Here is a 15326-nt window from a genome sequence, read left to right as displayed (position 1 = left end):
TATCGGTACCAACGAGTCGACGCGGGGCGGTTGAAGTCCTGGGATTCGGCAGACGAGGAGACAGCATGGGCTCCGCCCAGCAAGCTGACACAGGCACATCAGAGACAGGTGCCCAGGCATCGACGCGCCCGCAGGCAGGGAACCAGGCAGGAAGCCAGGCAGCTGTCCAACCGTCGAGCCCAGCAGGAGAATCCGCAGGCGTGCTGCGCATCACCGGAGTTGGCCCGGATGACGCGGTCCAGCTCCTTGATGAGCATGGCGGCGCCCATCACGATGCCACCTTCAGCCCCTACATCGAGAAGCTGGATCCTGGAGTTCTACGTGGTTTCTACCTCGATATGGCTACCGTGCGTCGCTTCGACACCGAAGCCACGGCACTTCAGCGCCAAGGCGAACTTGCCATGTGGGTCCCTGTTATCGGTCAGGAAGCTGCGCAAATTGGTTCCGGCAGCGCCTTGAACAAGGCCGATTACGCGTTCCCCACCTACCGTGAACACGGCGTAGCATTGACGCGTGGCTTGGATCTGGCAGATCTACTCAAACTTTTCCGTGGCGTGACCAATGGCGGCTGGGATCCTCGCGAGACCAACTTTCACCTCTACACGCTGGTTTTGGCTGCGCAGACGCTGCACGCCGTGGGGTACGCCATGGGAATCTCACGCGATCTGGTGGCCGACCCCACCACCGAGCCAGCCGCCGTCGTAGCTTACTTTGGTGACGGGGCCAGCAGCGAGGGTGACGTCCACGAGTCCATGGTCTTCGCCGCTTCCTACAACGCCCCCGTGGTGTTCTTCTGCCAGAACAATAACTGGGCCATCTCCGTCCCGTTTGAAGTTCAGTCCAAGGTTCCGCTGGTCAACCGAGCCGCAGGGTACGGGATTCCCGGTATTCGCGTCGACGGCAATGACGTTTTGGCCGTCTACGCCGTGACCCAGTGGGCGCTCGATCATGCCCGCAACGGCCACGGCCCCGTATTCATCGAGGCCTCCACCTACCGCGTCGGCGCGCACACCACGGCGGATGATCCCACCAAGTACCGGATGAGGGCCGAAGAAGAGCTGTGGAAAACACGGGATCCGCTGGCGCGTCTGGAAACCTACCTGCGCGCCGAAAACTTGGCCGATGACGCGTTCTTCGAGCAGGTGAAGAACGACGGCGACGAGCTCGCTGCCCATGTACGTCGCGCCACGCTGGCGTTGGGTGGCGCGGATATCCGCCACAAGTTCGCCACGGTTTACGCCGAGGCCCACCCGCTCGTGGCCGAGGAATTGGCATGGTTTGAAAACTATGAGGCGTCCTTTGCTGACGTTGACACTGACAACGGACAAGGCGGTGCCGCATGAGCACAATGACCATTGCCAAGGCCATCAATGAAGGCCTCCGCGCCACGCTTAGCAAGGACCCCAAGAGCTTCCTCATGGGTGAGGATATTGGTGCTCTCGGCGGCGTTTACCGCATCACCGAAGGTCTGCAAAAGGAATTTGGCACCCACCGCGTCATGGACACCCCGCTGGCCGAATCCGGGATTATCGGTACGGCCCTGGGCATGGCACTGCGCGGACACCGCCCCATCTGCGAGATCCAGTTCGACGGCTTTGTGTTCCCGGCCTTCAACCAGATCACCACCCAGCTGGCCAAGATCCGGACCCGTTCCGACGGCCAACTCAGCGCCCCTGTGGTCATCCGCATTCCCTACGGCGGCGGCATCGGCTCCATTGAGCACCACTCCGAATCCCCGGAAGCTCTCTTTGCACACACGGCGGGACTGCGCATCATCACCCCGTCCAACGCCAACGACGCCTACTGGATGATCCAGCAAGCCGTTGAATGCAAAGATCCCGTGGTCGTCTTTGAACCCAAGCGCCGCTACTGGTCCAAGGGTGAAGTGGACACCGAGAACAGCCCGGGCGATCCCTTCAAGGCCCATGTGGTGCGTGAAGGTACTGATGCGACCTTGGTGGCTTACGGCCCACTGGTCCCGGTGGCTTTGGCAGCCGCCAACGCCGCTGCCGAAGACGGACACAGCGTGGAAGTCATCGACCTGCGCTCCATTTCACCGATCGACTTTGACACCGTTGAAGCCTCCGTCAACAAGACCGGACGTTTGGTAGTGGCCCACGAGGCCCCCACCTTCGGCGGCATTGGCGGCGAAATCGCCTCGCGCATCAGCGAACGATGCTTCTACTCGTTGGAAGCCCCGGCCATCCGCGTCGGTGGATTCCACATGCCCTACCCCATAGCCCGCGTGGAAGAGCACTACCTGCCGGACATTGACCGCATGCTGGAGGCGTTGGAACGCGCCTTCGCATACTAGGAAGGCCCACCATGTCTACCCTGAACTTCTTCAAGCTGCCCGACGTCGGCGAGGGCCTGACCGAGGCCGAGATTGTCTCCTGGAAGGTCAAGTTGGGCGATGTTGTCGCCGTCAATGATGTCCTCGTGGAGATTGAAACAGCCAAGTCACTGGTGGAACTACCCTCGCCCTACGCCGGCCTAGTGGCTCAGCTGATGGTTGCTGAGGGTGAAACGGTGGATGTGGGAACGCCCATCATCGCCATCGGCTCCGACGTTTCGGGGGCTGCCGCGCCTGCGCCTGTTGCGCAGGCCCCCGCCGCACCTGAGGAGGAAGCGCCCAAGCCGCTGGTGGGTTCTGGCCCCATAGCCGACGCCGTCAAGCGCCGACCGCGGATCAGCTCACCCGCCGCCGTGCCCACCCGAGCAGCCGCCCCAGCGCCAGTTGCGCCTGTTGTTACTCCGGTGGAGCCGGCCCCAGTCGCCCCTGCCGCACCGCAGGCAACTGCGCCCGCAGCGCCCGCCGTAACTAGTGCACCTACGCAAGAGACGGCGTCGACCATCATCACTAAGGCGGCAGCGACGGCTGGCCGCATGGTGGCACGGGCCAACCGCGCGCTGGCCAAGCCGCCGGTCCGCAAGGCCGCTAAGGACATGGGCATCGACCTGAACGAGGTTTCCGCCACCGGGCTGCGCGGCGAGGTCACTAAAAAGGACCTCCTCAGCTACCAGGACCAGCGCACAGCCGAGCACGACGGCGCCGGAACGTTCTGGGCGCCAGCCACTGGCACCGGGCTCGAGGATGATCCGCGCATTGAACGGATCAAGGTCAAGGGGGTGCGCAAGGCAACGGCCAAGGCCATGGTTGAGAGTGCTTTTTCCGCCCCGCACGTGAGCATTTTTGTTGACGTCGACGCGTCGCGCACCATGGAATTCGTCAAGCGGTTGAAGGTCTCACGCGACTTCGAGGGCATTAGGGTTTCACCGCTGCTGATCCTGGCCAAGGCCGTGATTTGGGCTGCAGCGCGTAACCCCTCCGTCAACGCGACGTGGACCGGTGATGAGATCATCATCAAACACTTCATGAACCTGGGTATTGCCGCCGCCACCCCGCGCGGACTCATGGTGCCGAACATCAAGGACGCACAAAACCTCTCCTTGAAGGAGTTGGCCATTGCGCTGAACTCTCTCGCCACGACGGCTCGGGCCGGTAAGACGTCGCCGGCTGACATGCGCGGAGGCTCACTGACCGTCACAAACATCGGCGCGCTGGGCATCGATACCGGAACGCCCATCATCAACCCGGGTGAGGTTGCGATCGTAGCGTTCGGTACCATCAAGCAAAAGCCGTGGGTGCTGGACGGGGAAGTCATCCCGCGCTGGATCACAACACTGGGCGGATCCTTCGATCACCGCGTAGTGGACGGAGACCTGTCGGCGCGCTTCATGGCTGACGTTGCCGCCATTATGGAAGAGCCCGCGCTGCTGCTGGACTAGCCGCTACGTAAAAGCGCTGGTGTTTGACGTTTTCGCTATGGTTCAAACCACCGCGAAACCGTCAAACGCCAGCGCTTTTCGTGTTTCTGCTACTCCGCGACTACTGCACCGCCGCGATGGCCTCGGCCAAAACCGGGGCCAGCCGCTTGACCCCTTCGCGCAAAGTTTCGGGCGGGACGGCGCTGAAAGCCAAGCGCAGCTTGTTACTGGGACCGGCCGTGGCGGTGAAGGCGGCGCCCGGAACAAAAACAACTCCGGCAGCGATCCCTTGATGCAACAACGGGTACGTGTCGATGCCCTCGGGCAGGGTCAACCAAACAAAGAAACCACCCTCGGGGCGGGTCCATGAGACGCCTTCTGGCATGAATTCTTCCAATGCCGCCAGCAGTGCGGCGCATCGTTCGGCGTACAGGGCGCGGTAGGTGCTGATCTGTCCCTGCCAGTCGTAGTTGGCTAGGTAGTCACTCACCAAGAGCTGGTTGAAGGTGGGTGGGCACAGGGTCACGGCCTCGCTGGCCAGGTAGTAGCGCTGCTTGAGGTGGGCCGGAACCAGTGCCCAGCCAATGCGCAGTCCCGGGGCGAAGATTTTGGAGAACGAGCCAAGGTACAGCACGTCTTCGGGGTTGGCCGCGCGCAGGGGCTCCGGCAGAACGCCGTCGAACTTCAGGAGGCCATAGGGGTTGTCCTCCAGCACCAAAATATTCGATTCACGGCATATGTCCACGATCTCTTGACGGCGCTCCGGAGCCAGCATGACGCCCGAGGGGTTGTTGAAGTTGGGGATGGTGTAGAGCAGTTTGATGCTCTTGCCAGCAGCCTGCAACGCTGAGATCCGCTCACGCAGCAATGACGGAATGATGCCCTGCTCATCGCCAATGACCGGCTGGACATCAACTTCATAGGCTTCGAAGGTGTTCAGGGCGCCCACATAAGTGGGGTCCTCGAGGAGAATCACGTCGCCGGGATTGCAGAAAACTTTTGCGGCTACATCCTGCGCGGACTGTGAACCCGCGGTGATGACCACATTCTCAGGATCCGCATCCAGAATGCCCTCAGCGGCCATGACCTGACAAATCTGGGTTCGAAGTTCCAGCGTGCCCTGACCGCCGCCATACTGCAGCGCCTCCAGGCCGTGCTCGGCAATGATGGACGCGGCGGTGGCAGCCAGCCTCTCCAGAGGCAGAGACTGCAGGTACGGGTTTCCGCCGGCCAAGGAGACAAGTCCCGGCTGCATGGAAATCTCAAAAACATCGCGCACGGCCGACTGCTTGATATTCGCAGCCCGTGCCGAGAGCAGCGCCTCGTGTCTGTGCGGCGTGACAGGCTGGCTTTCCGCGCTGGCCCGGTTCAAGGCATCGACGGCTTCTTCGGACAGGGATTCGGCGGCGGCGTTGGCGCTCGAGGCTGGAGTATTCACGTGCTCAGGATATAACCAAAGTTGCTAAATAGGCATCAAAAGTTTTTCAAACAGCTGGGCTATTTCAAACTCAACGCTTCGCTCAACGTCTTCCCGTTGATAGTTATGGACACGGGGGTTCCTGCTGCTTGCTGTGCCGTGAGTAGTAGCTGCTGTTCCAAGCGGGGAGTGTCGCATTCGCCAGCGAGACTTATGGTGCCACTCAAGTGTGCCGTGACGGTGGTTCCGGTCCTGTCAACGGAGTCTACGCTGAGCCGGGAATCTGAGAGTGCGTTCCGTAGGCCCGACTGGCCAATGTGCGCAGCATGGTTGCTGAGCAGTGTTCGCAGGGCGCCGTCCACAGGGTCGGTGTAGGTGATGGTTTGGCTGGAGACCGCCACGGCGCTGTCCCCGCAGCCCACCAGGGGTCCGGAAATGCCAGCGTCCCCTTCGGCAATGAAGAACAGGGTCACCGAGGCTGAGGTGGGTATGACGGTGGGTGCGGGCTGGTCCGACGGCGGAGGCTGGCTTGCGCTCGCCCCGCCACTAGGTGTTGTGGCTGGCAGTGTTGTGGTGGTGCTTGGTGCGGTGGCCCCTGGCACCGCCGATGTTGGAGCGGGTGGTGTTGGAGCGGGCGATGTTACAGCCGTGGAAGGCATTGGTGATGTTATTGGGCTGTTCGGAGGGGTGGAGCAGCTGCCCAGCATGAAGGCCGCTCCGGCTAGCAGTGCCAAGAATGAAATTCTGCCGGTGCTACGCATGGCTGCCTCCGTATGTTCATTCAGGCGACCGTATGGTGTGGCCGCATGTCCCAGTTAACCTAAGCTATGGCCGAATGTGGAGGCGCGAAAGGGTGGCGGGGCAAAGGGTGTTCAACCGTGATCACATCGCCGCACGGTCACGGCGCTATTCACTATTGTCACGGGGTGTCCAGCATTGATGCGATTGTTACTCGGTGGTTGCACTCTTTTGTTGGGCCAGCCAGGCGGTGATGTCTTGGCGGCGGATTCGCCGATGCGAGCCGCGGTACTCAGCGGCGATCTCGCCACGGTCGGTGAGGTTACGCAAAAAGGTGTGGGAGATGCCAGCCAACTCGGCAGCTTGGGAGGTGGTGAGCAGATCCGCGATGCTAGCCACTGACACGGCGTCCCCGCGGGAGAGCCGCTGTAGGACATCGAGCACTGCCTCCCGGGCGCCGGCGTCGAGGCGGTGTGCGGTCCCGTCCACGAACACTGTGACGTCATCGCTGTCCGCAAGGGTGCGCGCCAGCGAGGCTTGTTGTGCCGGTTCTAGCGGGGACGTAATTTTGGGAGCGTGGAAGGTCATGCAACACATGCTAGCCCGGACTGTAGGGTGTGATCCATGACGCAAATAATCCGCACCGCGGTCCTCGGTTACGGCTTGGCGGGAAGTGTCTTCCACGCCCCTTCCATTGCGGCCCTGGGACAGTTCAGCCTGGATGTCATTGTGACCTCGGATCCAGCGCGTCAGGTCGCGGCGCAGTTGGCATACCCCGGGACCCGCATACTCTCTCGCGACGAATGGGAGAGGGGCGGCAGCTATGGTGAGCTTGACCTAGTGGTAGTGGGAACTCCACCGGCCACCCACGCGCCTTTGGCGGCCAAAGCACTAGGTGCCGGATGCGCCGTGGTGGTGGATAAGCCGTTTGCGCTCTCCAGTGTGGAAGGTGAGGCCTTGATCGCTCTGGCGCAGGAGAAGGGCCAACTCCTCACCACGTACCAGAATCGGCGGTGGGACGGGGAGTACCTGACCCTGCAGAACTTACTTGCCGAGGGTGCACTGGGTGAGGTTCGGCGCTTTGAATCCCGGCTTGAGCGCTGGCAGCCCACCATTACCAAGGCGTGGAAGGCGCAGGCCACTGTGAAGGACGGTGGCGGGATCTTGTTCGATTTGGGCTCACATCTCATTGACCAGGCGCTGCAGCTCTTTGGTCCCGTGACTCGTGTGCATGGAGAACTGGCCGCACGCCGTCCAGCGGAACTGGCGGAAGACGATGCCTTCGTGGCCTTGGAACATACCAGCGGGGTGATCTCGCACTTGTGGATGAACCTCAACGCCACCCACAAGGGGCCGCGGTTGCGCGTTTCGGGCTCCAATGCGGCCTATATCAAGCAGGATGGGGACATGCAAGAAGCTCAGATTCAGGCTGGTGTGCTCCCCACCGACCCTCAGTACGGCGTGGAATCCCCGGAACAATGGGGCACTTTGTGGCGGGACGGGCGGAGCAGCGCCGTACCAACGGTGCCGGGTAATTTTTCACGTTTCCACGAGCTCCTCGCCGAAGCAATTCTCCATGGTGGTCCGGTCCCAGTGGATCCAGCCGATTCCGTGGAAGGGTTGCGAATTATCGAAGCAGTTCGTCGTACCGCCTCGTAAGCTAGGACGCCACGTAGGCTAGGACAGAAAAATAGGCCAGCAAGAGGCAGTATTACCGGAAAGGCAGCTCGATTGTGAGTTTCGAAGAAGCCAAGGCGCAGGTAACGCCGGTGCACGGCAGCGCGGCATTGGCTGAGCCGAGCGTCAATGTCCGGCATCGATGGACGGCCTCGATCGTGCTGGTCAACGTGGGCATCAATGCCGCGTTCTTTGGTCCCATCCAGGTTCTGCTGGGACAGCAGGCCATGCATTTCAACGCCGATGAGAAGGAAGGCATTCTGGCCCTGGTGACGGGCGCCGGTGCCGCGGTTTCCTTGGTGGCGAATCCGCTGTTCGGGACGTTCAGCGACAGGACCACCTCACGATTTGGCCGGCGCGTGCCTTGGGTTTTTATCGGTGCACTCTTGGGCACCATTGGCCTCGTGGGATTGGCAGGAGCACCGGGCGTCGCGGCCATGACACTGCTCTGGTGCTTGGTGCAACTAGGTTGCAACGGGGCGCTCGCAGCCACCACGGCCGCCATCCCGGACCAGGTTCCCGTACGTCAGCGTGGCAGTATTGGTGGCTTGGCATCCATGGGAACCGTGTTGGGTATCCTCATGGGCGCAGCCATTGGCGCCGTGGTTTCCGGGAACTTCTCACTGGGCTTCATCATCTGTGCCGTAGGCCTGGTGGTGGGCATGGTGCCGTACTTGTTCTTCGCCAACGACCCCGTGCTGGATGCAAAGGATAAACCCGCGTTCACATGGTTGAACTTCGTGTCCGGGTTCTGGATCTCGCCCCGGCTTTACCCTGACTTCGCCTGGGCCTGGATTACCCGCTTCCTGGTCAATGTGGGCAATCATCTAGTTACGCTCTATCTGCTGTTTTTCCTCACCGACTCCGTGCGCCACGAGGATCCGGCCTTCGGTGTCTTGGTGCTCACCGGAATTTACGCAGTCTTGACGCTGATCACTGCCGTGATTGGCGGGCGCTGGACCGACAAGGTGGGTAAGCGCAAGCCCTTTGTCATTGCTTCATCGGCGATTATCGCCTTGGCCGCATTGATTCTGGCGTTCTTCCCCACCTGGATCGGGGCACTTTCCGGAGCCGCAGTTCTGGGCATTGGTTACGGCGTGTATTTGGCAGTGGATTTTGCTCTTCTCACCCAGGTACTGCCGTCGTCCGCCAACCGGGGGAAGGATATGGGCGTCATCAATGTGGCGAACTCACTGCCGCAGGTCATTGCGCCCATCATCGCGTGGCCGCTGGTCACTCTCCTTGGTGGCTATGTGACTCTCTATGTGGCAGCCGCCGTGATCGGACTGCTTGGTGCGGTATTTGTCGTCAAGATCAAGGGTGTCGACTAGAGGAAGCGCATCGAGTGACACAGAATCTAGTGACACAGTGTCGTTAAGACCTTGACAGAGTGTCACTATCTTTGATTAGCTAAGGTTACCTTTACCTAATTACGGAGTTTGCCATGTCTGCACCCGCAGTTGAATCCGTCCTTTCCGAGACCCCTGCCGCCCTGTCGGAGGAGCTCAAGACCCACACCGCGGCGGCACACTCGGCAGCTGAGGATTCCTCCTTCGTGGCAGAGCTGATGGGTGGCACCTTGGATGCTGCGGCATTGGTCAGCCTGCTGGACCAGAGCCTGGTCATTTACCGCGCCTTGGAGAATGCATTGGCAGCACATGCTGACCACCCCCAGCTGGGCGCCTTCATCGATCCCAAGCTTGCCCGCGTGGCAGCCTTGGAGGCCGATATGGCATTCCATCATGGCGCCGACTGGGAAGCTCAGCTTGCTGATGGCCGGATCGAAATTGTGCCGGCCACCCGCGCCTACGCCGATGCTCTGGAAAACTTGGGCGCCGAGTCCATCGAGTTCCTGTTGGCCCACCACTACGTGCGCTACATGGGCGATCTTTCCGGCGGTCAGATCATCCAGCGCCTCGTTCAGCGCCACTACGGCATTGCCGATGAGGGCCTGAACTTCTACACCTTCCCCGAGATCGAGAAGCCCAAGCCCTACAAGGACGGCTACCGGAACCTCATGGACACCACCGATTTCACCCGCGAGCAAAAGGACACCATCTTGGCCCATGCCGCGGATTCCTTTGAGCTCAACCGTGCTGTTTTCGTGGACCTGGGCGCTGCCCGTAAGGCCGCTGCCTGAGCGCTCCTAGAGGCTAAAAACCTTTGGCTCTCTTTGGGGTTTGGCCCTCTTTGGGGAAGAACGACGGCGGCAGCTCAGTGCCGCCGTCGTTCTTGCCTAACGCCGCTGGTCGCGAGATACCGGCTGCTGGCTAATAGCTAGCTGCCCGTTCCTAGCGGCGAGTAACTAGCAGTGAGTTTCTAGCGGCGGGGCAAAACCACGGTGCGACCCGTGACGGGGTGGGCCATGACATCGATCCCGTACTGATAGACACGGCTGAGTAGTTCCTCCGTCAGTACCTCTTCCGGGGTGCCTAGGGCGGCCAGTTGACCCTGCTCTAGAACAGCCACCTTGTCGGCGTAGCCGGCGGCTAGGTTCAGATCGTGGAGTACCACCACGACGGCGCGGCCAGCCGCGGCCCTGGTCCTGGCCACTTGCAGAACCAGCTCCTGGTGCCGCAGATCGAGCGCCGCGGTGGGCTCATCGAGCATGAGCACCCCGGTGTCCTGAGCGAGTACCCGGGACAAAGCCACGCGGGCCTTTTCGCCGCCGGAAAGGTAGGAAAAACGTCGTCCGGCAAAGTGAGTCACATCCGTTGCCGCCATGGCAGCGGAGACAAGTTCGTCGTCGTGCGTGGATGCTGCGGTGTTGGACCAGGGCGCACGGCCCATCTGAACCACCTCGAGCACATTAAAGGGGAAGCTGAGTTGAACCTGCTGCAACAGCACGGCTCGACGCAGCGCCAACTCCTCCGCCCGCCAGTGCTGCAGCGGCTGGCCGGAGAGCTCAATCTGGCCACTTTTCAGCTCAATATCACCGGCCATGGCGGCCAAGAGGGTGGACTTCCCGGCGCCATTGGGGCCCACAAGGGCTAGCACCTCGCCTGCTATTACGGGCAGGGTGACATCGCTGAGCACCCTCTTGCCGCCCAGCTCCACGGACACTCCGGCGCAGGAAACGGCCGTGTCGCCCGGTGACATGGGCTCGGGAACCTCAGTTGGCGGGGCGCGAAAAACGTCGAGCAGACTCATGCCCAGCCTCCCTGTTCGTTGCGGGTCCGGCGCAGTAGCCAGAAGAAGAATGGTCCGCCGATCAGCGCGGTCAACATGCCCAAGGGGAGGTCAGAGTAGGTGACCAGCGTGCGGGCGGCCAGATCGGCCAGCAGTACCAGTAAGGCGCCGCCCAATGCGCTGGCTGGTAAGAGTAGTTTGTGTCCCGGGCCAACCACGATCCGGAGCAGGTGCGGCACTACTAGTCCCACGAAGCTGACGATGCCGGTGAAGGCGACGCCCGCGCCCACCAGCAGGGCTACGGTGACGATCATGCCCATACGCAGGCGCTCCACGTTGACACCCAAATGCCGGGCCGAGCGTTCCCCCAGTGCCAGCAAGTCCAATTTTCCTGCCGCCAAAAAGGCCATGAAGAGGCCCGCTACCAAGAGAGGCAGCACGGAAAAGACGCTGATCCAGCCAGCACCGTTGAGGCTGCCCAGCTGCCAGAAAATCAATTGATCGCGGGCATTGGGGTCGGCGACGTAGGTGTAGAAGGCGATCATGGCGAACGTGAAAGCGTTGACCGCGATGCCTGTCAGTACCAAAGTGACCACTTCCGTGCGGCCTTTGCTGCGCGAAAGGCTGTACACCAGAAGCGTGGTGATGAGTCCGCCCGCGAATGCGAAGATGGCCACAACCCAGTTTCCGTGGGCCGCTACGCCGGTCACAATGGCGGTGCTGGCGCCAACAGCAGCGCCGGAGGACACGCCCACAACAGCAGGTTCGGCCAAAGGGTTACCAAAGACGCCCTGCATGACCGTGCCCGAGCAGGCCAGTGCTGCCCCAACAATCATGGCAAGAACGACGCGCGGAAAGCGCACCGACCAGAGCGTTTCGTAACCACGTGCATGTTCTGGAAGCGGCGCGGCGCCAAAGGGTGCGCGCAGGCCGGTGCCAAAATAATCCAGCCAGCCCTGCAACCAGTTATTGAGGCCGTGAAGAATACTGCCAATGACCTCCATGGGGGCAACGTGTAGTTGACCCGTTCCGGCGGCGATGACGGCCGTAATGGCTAAGGCTACCGATAGCCCGCCCAAAATGAGACGGTCCTTGGTGGTGCGGCGGGAAGGATTGGCGGGCTTGGTGCGCTTGGCGCCTTTGCGACGGGCGCTCTTGGGCAGCGTGGCTGCGTTGTCCGCCGTCGTTTCAGCTGCTGTGCCGCCTGTTGCCGTGGAATCTGCCGAATTTGTCGAATCTGTGGTGCGGGATGAGGCCGTAGTGCTCATTCGGGGAGCCCATGGACAGCTTTAGCCAAAGCGTTGATGATTTGGCCTGACCGCGGGCCGAAGCTCAGGAGGGTTCCGTCGGCGACGTCAACCACGCGGTGGTTGGCCCCGGCGGGCGTCTGGCCAATACCCTGGATCTTGAAGAGCCCCTCTGGGCCGCCAACGCTTTCGAGTCCCCCGGACATCAGCAGCAGCACGTCCGGGGCAGCCTTGATCAGTGCCTCCGAGGTTAGTTGGGTGAAGGGGAGCTTCAAACCAATGTCTGTTCCGACGTCGACGGCGCCGGCTGCCTTGATGATGTCATCGGCACCGGAACCGGGCCCCGCCATGAGGTAGACACCGGCGGTGCCTCGGACGTAAAGGAAAGCAATACGTACCGGGTTGGCGTCTTGGGGAACCATGCTGAGCGCGGAGACCATGTCAGCGCCCACCAGTTTATTGAGTTCAACGGCCGCTTCGGGCACACCCAAGGCGCCAGCTACGGCGCTGATCTGGTGGCTGATCCCGTTCATGGTGCGGGCGGAGTCAAAGAAGATCACGGGGATACCCACAGCGCGCAGTTGTTCCTGGACTTCCACCGGACCAATAGTGGTGTCAGTCAGAACCACGCTGGGGTTCAGAGCTGTGATGGCCTCGGCGTTGAGGTCATGACCCATGGGAGTGACAATCGTGGCGTTTGCGGCTTCGGGGAAGTCTGCGGCGCGGTCGCGACCAATCACATTGGCGCCCAGACCCAGACCATGCACGATCTCCGTCAGGGTGCCATGTAGGTCGATCGTGACGATGCGGCTGACATCGGTGACAGTGACTTCTTCATCGTCGCAGGAAATCACGGTGGTGGGCAGGGCTGGAGTTGGTGGCGTAGCCACGATCGGAAGGGTGATCCCGGAGGTTTCAGCGGTGGCGGGGCCGGTGGGTTTCGTGGCTGTGGTTCCGTCAGTGGCGCTGGTTGCGGCGCCGGCAACTGCTGAAGGTTCAGCTGATGCGGTGTCCGTTGAGTTGTTTGTTGCTTGCCAGTCGGCAGGGAGGGGCAGTTTGCCTGCCGTCCCGTCGGAGCAGGCCGAAACGGGGCCGGCGGGAGTGGTTGCCGCAGTGCTATTTGAGCTCTGGGGGGAGTCTTGATCGCCAGTTCCGGGAACGGCGGGAGCGCACCCGGAGACCAACCAAGAAATGATTGCCAACGATGCTAGTGCCACCGAGGTTCTCGCCGTGGCTCGTGAGCGACGGGTGGGCGCAGCGGGCTGCTGAAAAGTCTTAGACATGGATTCCCCAGAGAGAAGCGGCAAGGGTGTAAATGTCGGCCGGGAGTACCCCGAAAACCGCCATTTTTCTTAACTAAGCCTACCCTAGGTTAGGTTATCTTTAGGTCAGTTTCTTGTTGCGTAATACGGTCCGCTGAAAAGCAGCTGCAAATATGCCGAGAAAACCAAAGAATCAGCGCGATGACGCGTTAGTTAGAGCATCCGCATGGGCCCATTGCCCTGCGTGCATGGTGATCCACCCCCGGGGTGGTCACCCAACAAGGAGGATCATGAAGGGAATCACCAGCCGCGACGCGGCAAAGGTGTCACGGCGGGGCGGGCGCACTGGCCTGATTCGCATGCTGGGTGCCGTGGTCTTGTCAGGGGGATTGGTGCTGGTTTCAGGCGCCGGTGCGCTCGCGGCGTCCAGCAGCGGGCCCACCGGCCAGTCGCTGACAGTAGACAGGGCCACTGGCTTGGCTGCTGCAGGCGACGCCGTGCAGGTCAGCGGGGCTGGCTTCGATCTGAGCAAGGGCATCTACCTCGGTGTCTGCGTCAACAATGGTCCGGGTGCGGCGGCTTCCCCGTGCCTTGGTGGTGTTGACATGACAGGTGGCAGCGGTAGCTCGCTGTGGATTTCCTCCAACCCGCCTTCCTACGGCCAGGGTCTGGCACAACCGTTCGCGCAGAGCGGTGGTAAGGGCTCATTCGCTGTCACTCTCAGTGTTAGCGCCGCCGATTCTTTGACCAACTGTCAGGATCCGGCAGTCGCGCCTAACGGGTGTGTCATTGCCACTCGTGCCGATCACACCCGCGGTGGCGACCGCACTGCTGACGTCATGATTCCGATCAGCTTTGGTGCTGCTGCCCTCGAAGGTGCCGGCACGGACCAAAGTGGAGCCAATGGTTCAGCTAATGCTTCAACCAAGGATGGCCTGGCGAAAACCGGTGCCACGACAGGTGTTTACATTGCTGGTGGCGCGGTGCTGCTGGCTCTAGGTGGCGGAGCAGTGCTGATGACCGCCCGCCGTCGAGGTGGAAAATGAGCCAGCCAACCCCCATAAAAATTTCTCCCCGATCACAGAGGAAGACCATGACATCATCCCAGCGCGGACCGTGGTGGCGCAGGCCCCTAGCTGTTCTTGCCGCTCTCGCCGTGACAGGCGGTGCCGTCGTGGTGACCGCCCCCGCGGCTTCTGCTGCGCCCGTACCCGTTGTTAGTGCCGGTAGCCTCGACTGGGGTGTGAAGGCCTCCTTCCGTAGCTACCTTGGATCGCCTATTGCCAAGGGAACCACCACGCCGGGCGGCAGCGCCACGATTAACCCTGATGGAACCTTCAAGTTTCAGGCAGCAGCCGTGGATCCCGCAACGCAGATCGTCAGCTTCGCCGGATCGGTAGCTTTCTCCGGTCACGCCGGGCAGCTTGCCGTCACGATCGCTGACATCCGGATCGACTTGGCTCGCGGAATGCTCGTGGCAGATGTGGCCAGCAAGTCCATGGCCAGTGACGTAATGGTGACCTACGACGACGTCGACCTCACCACTCTGGGCGCTGGCGCAACTTTCGCTGATGGTAACGCCAGCGGGAGCGGCCTGCTCACAGGATTGACTGCTGGTGGCGTTCCTGCGTTTGCCTCTTTCTACGCTGAGGGGGCTCCTTTTGATCCCGTAAGTTTTGCGGTTTCCTACGTTGTTCCGGTTGAGGCTCCTGTGGTGACCGCATCACCTGTTGCGCAGACTGTGGAAACCGGAAATCAGGTGACGTTTACTGCCGATGCGAGCGGTTACGACTCTGTACAGTGGCAGGTTCTTGCCGCCGGGGCGGGTGCTTGGGCTGACATTGCTGGTGCCACAAACCCCTCGCTGACCATTACTGCTGCGACTGCCGATAACGGTAACCAGTACCGTGCCGCGTTCATCAAAGAGGCGCTCGCTGCCTACAGTGAAGCCGCAATTCTGACGGTCACCGAACCCGTAGTGCCAGAGGTTCCTGAGCCTGTTGTGTTTACGCCTGCGTTGGAGGTGTTTGCTGCTGATGGGGTCACTGTTTTGAGTGGTCCTGTTGCTGAGGGTACGAAGATTGTTGT

The 15326-nt window shown here is 61.5% G+C and carries 15 protein-coding genes; 9 read left to right on the top strand and 6 right to left on the bottom strand.

What is annotated here, in order from left to right:
* Positions 1-65 precede the first annotated feature (65 nt).
* The 3 genes from pdhA to AB0P14_RS14855 are packed head-to-tail and all read left to right on the top strand — an operon-like array spanning position 66 to position 3789.
* The gene (pdhA, locus tag AB0P14_RS14865) at positions 66-1343 is read left to right on the top strand and encodes a pyruvate dehydrogenase (acetyl-transferring) E1 component subunit alpha (RefSeq protein WP_363843804.1); all 1278 of its coding nucleotides are present in this window, start codon (positions 66-68) and stop codon (positions 1341-1343) included.
* Entirely contained in the window at positions 1340-2314 is a 975-nt protein-coding gene (locus AB0P14_RS14860; RefSeq protein ID WP_363843801.1) for an alpha-ketoacid dehydrogenase subunit beta, read from the top strand. The genes pdhA and AB0P14_RS14860 overlap by 4 nt, the downstream gene beginning before the upstream one ends.
* A gap of 11 nt (positions 2315-2325) precedes the next feature.
* Positions 2326-3789, top strand: coding sequence for a dihydrolipoamide acetyltransferase family protein (locus AB0P14_RS14855; RefSeq protein WP_363843798.1), 1464 nt, complete (start codon positions 2326-2328; stop codon positions 3787-3789).
* A 100-nt stretch (positions 3790-3889) separates the two neighbouring features.
* On the opposite strand, the gene AB0P14_RS14850 is transcribed toward AB0P14_RS14855, so the two are convergent.
* Both AB0P14_RS14850 and AB0P14_RS14845 read right to left on the bottom strand, forming a co-directional pair.
* Positions 3890-5206: a PLP-dependent aminotransferase family protein gene (locus tag AB0P14_RS14850; protein WP_363843795.1), complete on the bottom strand. Its 1317-nt coding sequence runs from the start codon at positions 5204-5206 to the stop codon at positions 3890-3892.
* 59 nt (positions 5207-5265) lie between these two features.
* Complete coding sequence (locus AB0P14_RS14845; RefSeq protein WP_363843792.1) at positions 5266-5658, bottom strand: GerMN domain-containing protein; 393 nt, start codon at positions 5656-5658, stop codon at positions 5266-5268.
* Between AB0P14_RS14845 and AB0P14_RS14840 the strand changes: the two genes are divergently transcribed.
* Positions 5642-6004 carry a hypothetical protein gene (locus AB0P14_RS14840; RefSeq protein WP_363843789.1) on the top strand — a complete coding sequence of 121 codons (363 nt, stop codon included), beginning with the start codon at positions 5642-5644 and terminating at the stop codon, positions 6002-6004. The genes AB0P14_RS14845 and AB0P14_RS14840 overlap by 17 nt on opposite strands.
* A gap of 129 nt (positions 6005-6133) precedes the next feature.
* Here AB0P14_RS14840 and AB0P14_RS14835 read toward each other — a convergent pair whose 3' ends face one another.
* Positions 6134-6511, bottom strand: coding sequence for a helix-turn-helix domain-containing protein (locus AB0P14_RS14835; protein WP_363843786.1), 378 nt, complete (start codon positions 6509-6511; stop codon positions 6134-6136).
* Between the two features lie 36 nt (positions 6512-6547).
* On the opposite strand from AB0P14_RS14835, the gene AB0P14_RS14830 reads away from it, so the two are divergent.
* The 3 genes from AB0P14_RS14830 to AB0P14_RS14820 all read left to right on the top strand — a co-directional run bounded on the left by AB0P14_RS14830 (position 6548) and on the right by AB0P14_RS14820 (position 9740).
* Positions 6548-7582, top strand: coding sequence for a Gfo/Idh/MocA family oxidoreductase (locus tag AB0P14_RS14830; protein WP_363843784.1), 1035 nt, complete (start codon positions 6548-6550; stop codon positions 7580-7582).
* Between the two features lie 74 nt (positions 7583-7656).
* The gene (locus AB0P14_RS14825; protein ID WP_363843782.1) at positions 7657-8931 is read left to right on the top strand and encodes an MFS transporter; all 1275 of its coding nucleotides are present in this window, start codon (positions 7657-7659) and stop codon (positions 8929-8931) included.
* Positions 8932-9044: 113 nt separating this feature from the next.
* Complete coding sequence (locus AB0P14_RS14820) at positions 9045-9740, top strand: biliverdin-producing heme oxygenase (RefSeq protein WP_363843779.1); 696 nt, start codon at positions 9045-9047, stop codon at positions 9738-9740.
* A 179-nt stretch (positions 9741-9919) separates the two neighbouring features.
* Here the strand turns inward: AB0P14_RS14820 and AB0P14_RS14815 are convergent, their stop codons facing one another.
* Genes AB0P14_RS14815 through AB0P14_RS14805 form a run of 3 tightly spaced genes read right to left on the bottom strand, consistent with a single transcriptional unit; the run spans position 9920 to position 13259 of the window.
* On the bottom strand, positions 9920-10750 hold the full coding sequence (locus AB0P14_RS14815; protein WP_363843776.1) for a heme ABC transporter ATP-binding protein: 831 nt from the start codon (positions 10748-10750) through the stop codon (positions 9920-9922).
* Positions 10747-11997, bottom strand: coding sequence for an iron ABC transporter permease (locus tag AB0P14_RS14810; RefSeq protein WP_363843773.1), 1251 nt, complete (start codon positions 11995-11997; stop codon positions 10747-10749). The genes AB0P14_RS14815 and AB0P14_RS14810 overlap by 4 nt, the downstream gene beginning before the upstream one ends.
* Positions 11994-13259: an ABC transporter substrate-binding protein gene (locus AB0P14_RS14805; protein WP_363843770.1), complete on the bottom strand. Its 1266-nt coding sequence runs from the start codon at positions 13257-13259 to the stop codon at positions 11994-11996. The genes AB0P14_RS14810 and AB0P14_RS14805 overlap by 4 nt, the downstream gene beginning before the upstream one ends.
* 269 nt (positions 13260-13528) lie before the next feature.
* On the opposite strand from AB0P14_RS14805, the gene AB0P14_RS14800 reads away from it, so the two are divergent.
* On the top strand, positions 13529-14284 hold the full coding sequence (locus AB0P14_RS14800; RefSeq protein WP_363843768.1) for a hypothetical protein: 756 nt from the start codon (positions 13529-13531) through the stop codon (positions 14282-14284).
* A gap of 47 nt (positions 14285-14331) precedes the next feature.
* A partial coding sequence (locus tag AB0P14_RS14795) for an HtaA domain-containing protein (RefSeq protein ID WP_363843765.1) occupies positions 14332-15326 on the top strand: 995 nt, incomplete at its 3' end.

It is taken from the genome of Specibacter sp. NPDC078709, from assembly GCF_040686795.1.
Taxonomy (GTDB): domain Bacteria; phylum Actinomycetota; class Actinomycetes; order Actinomycetales; family Micrococcaceae; genus Specibacter.
The sequence above is the reverse complement of the archived record's forward strand: the minus strand, read 5'-3'. Positions and strand labels throughout refer to the sequence as shown.

Coding starts and splice junctions, on each gene's coding strand:
- AB0P14_RS14800 (WP_363843768.1), top strand. CDS start 13,529: ATGAAGGGAATCACCAGCCGCGACGCGGCAAAGGTGTCACGGCGGGGC.
- AB0P14_RS14805 (WP_363843770.1), bottom strand. CDS start 13,259: ATGTCTAAGACTTTTCAGCAGCCCGCTGCGCCCACCCGTCGCTCACGA.
- AB0P14_RS14840 (WP_363843789.1), top strand. CDS start 5,642: ATGAAGAACAGGGTCACCGAGGCTGAGGTGGGTATGACGGTGGGTGCG.
- AB0P14_RS14830 (WP_363843784.1), top strand. CDS start 6,548: ATGACGCAAATAATCCGCACCGCGGTCCTCGGTTACGGCTTGGCGGGA.
- AB0P14_RS14810 (WP_363843773.1), bottom strand. CDS start 11,997: ATGAGCACTACGGCCTCATCCCGCACCACAGATTCGACAAATTCGGCA.
- AB0P14_RS14855 (WP_363843798.1), top strand. CDS start 2,326: ATGTCTACCCTGAACTTCTTCAAGCTGCCCGACGTCGGCGAGGGCCTG.
- AB0P14_RS14835 (WP_363843786.1), bottom strand. CDS start 6,511: ATGACCTTCCACGCTCCCAAAATTACGTCCCCGCTAGAACCGGCACAA.
- AB0P14_RS14815 (WP_363843776.1), bottom strand. CDS start 10,750: ATGAGTCTGCTCGACGTTTTTCGCGCCCCGCCAACTGAGGTTCCCGAG.
- AB0P14_RS14860 (WP_363843801.1), top strand. CDS start 1,340: ATGAGCACAATGACCATTGCCAAGGCCATCAATGAAGGCCTCCGCGCC.
- pdhA (WP_363843804.1), top strand. CDS start 66: ATGGGCTCCGCCCAGCAAGCTGACACAGGCACATCAGAGACAGGTGCC.
- AB0P14_RS14820 (WP_363843779.1), top strand. CDS start 9,045: ATGTCTGCACCCGCAGTTGAATCCGTCCTTTCCGAGACCCCTGCCGCC.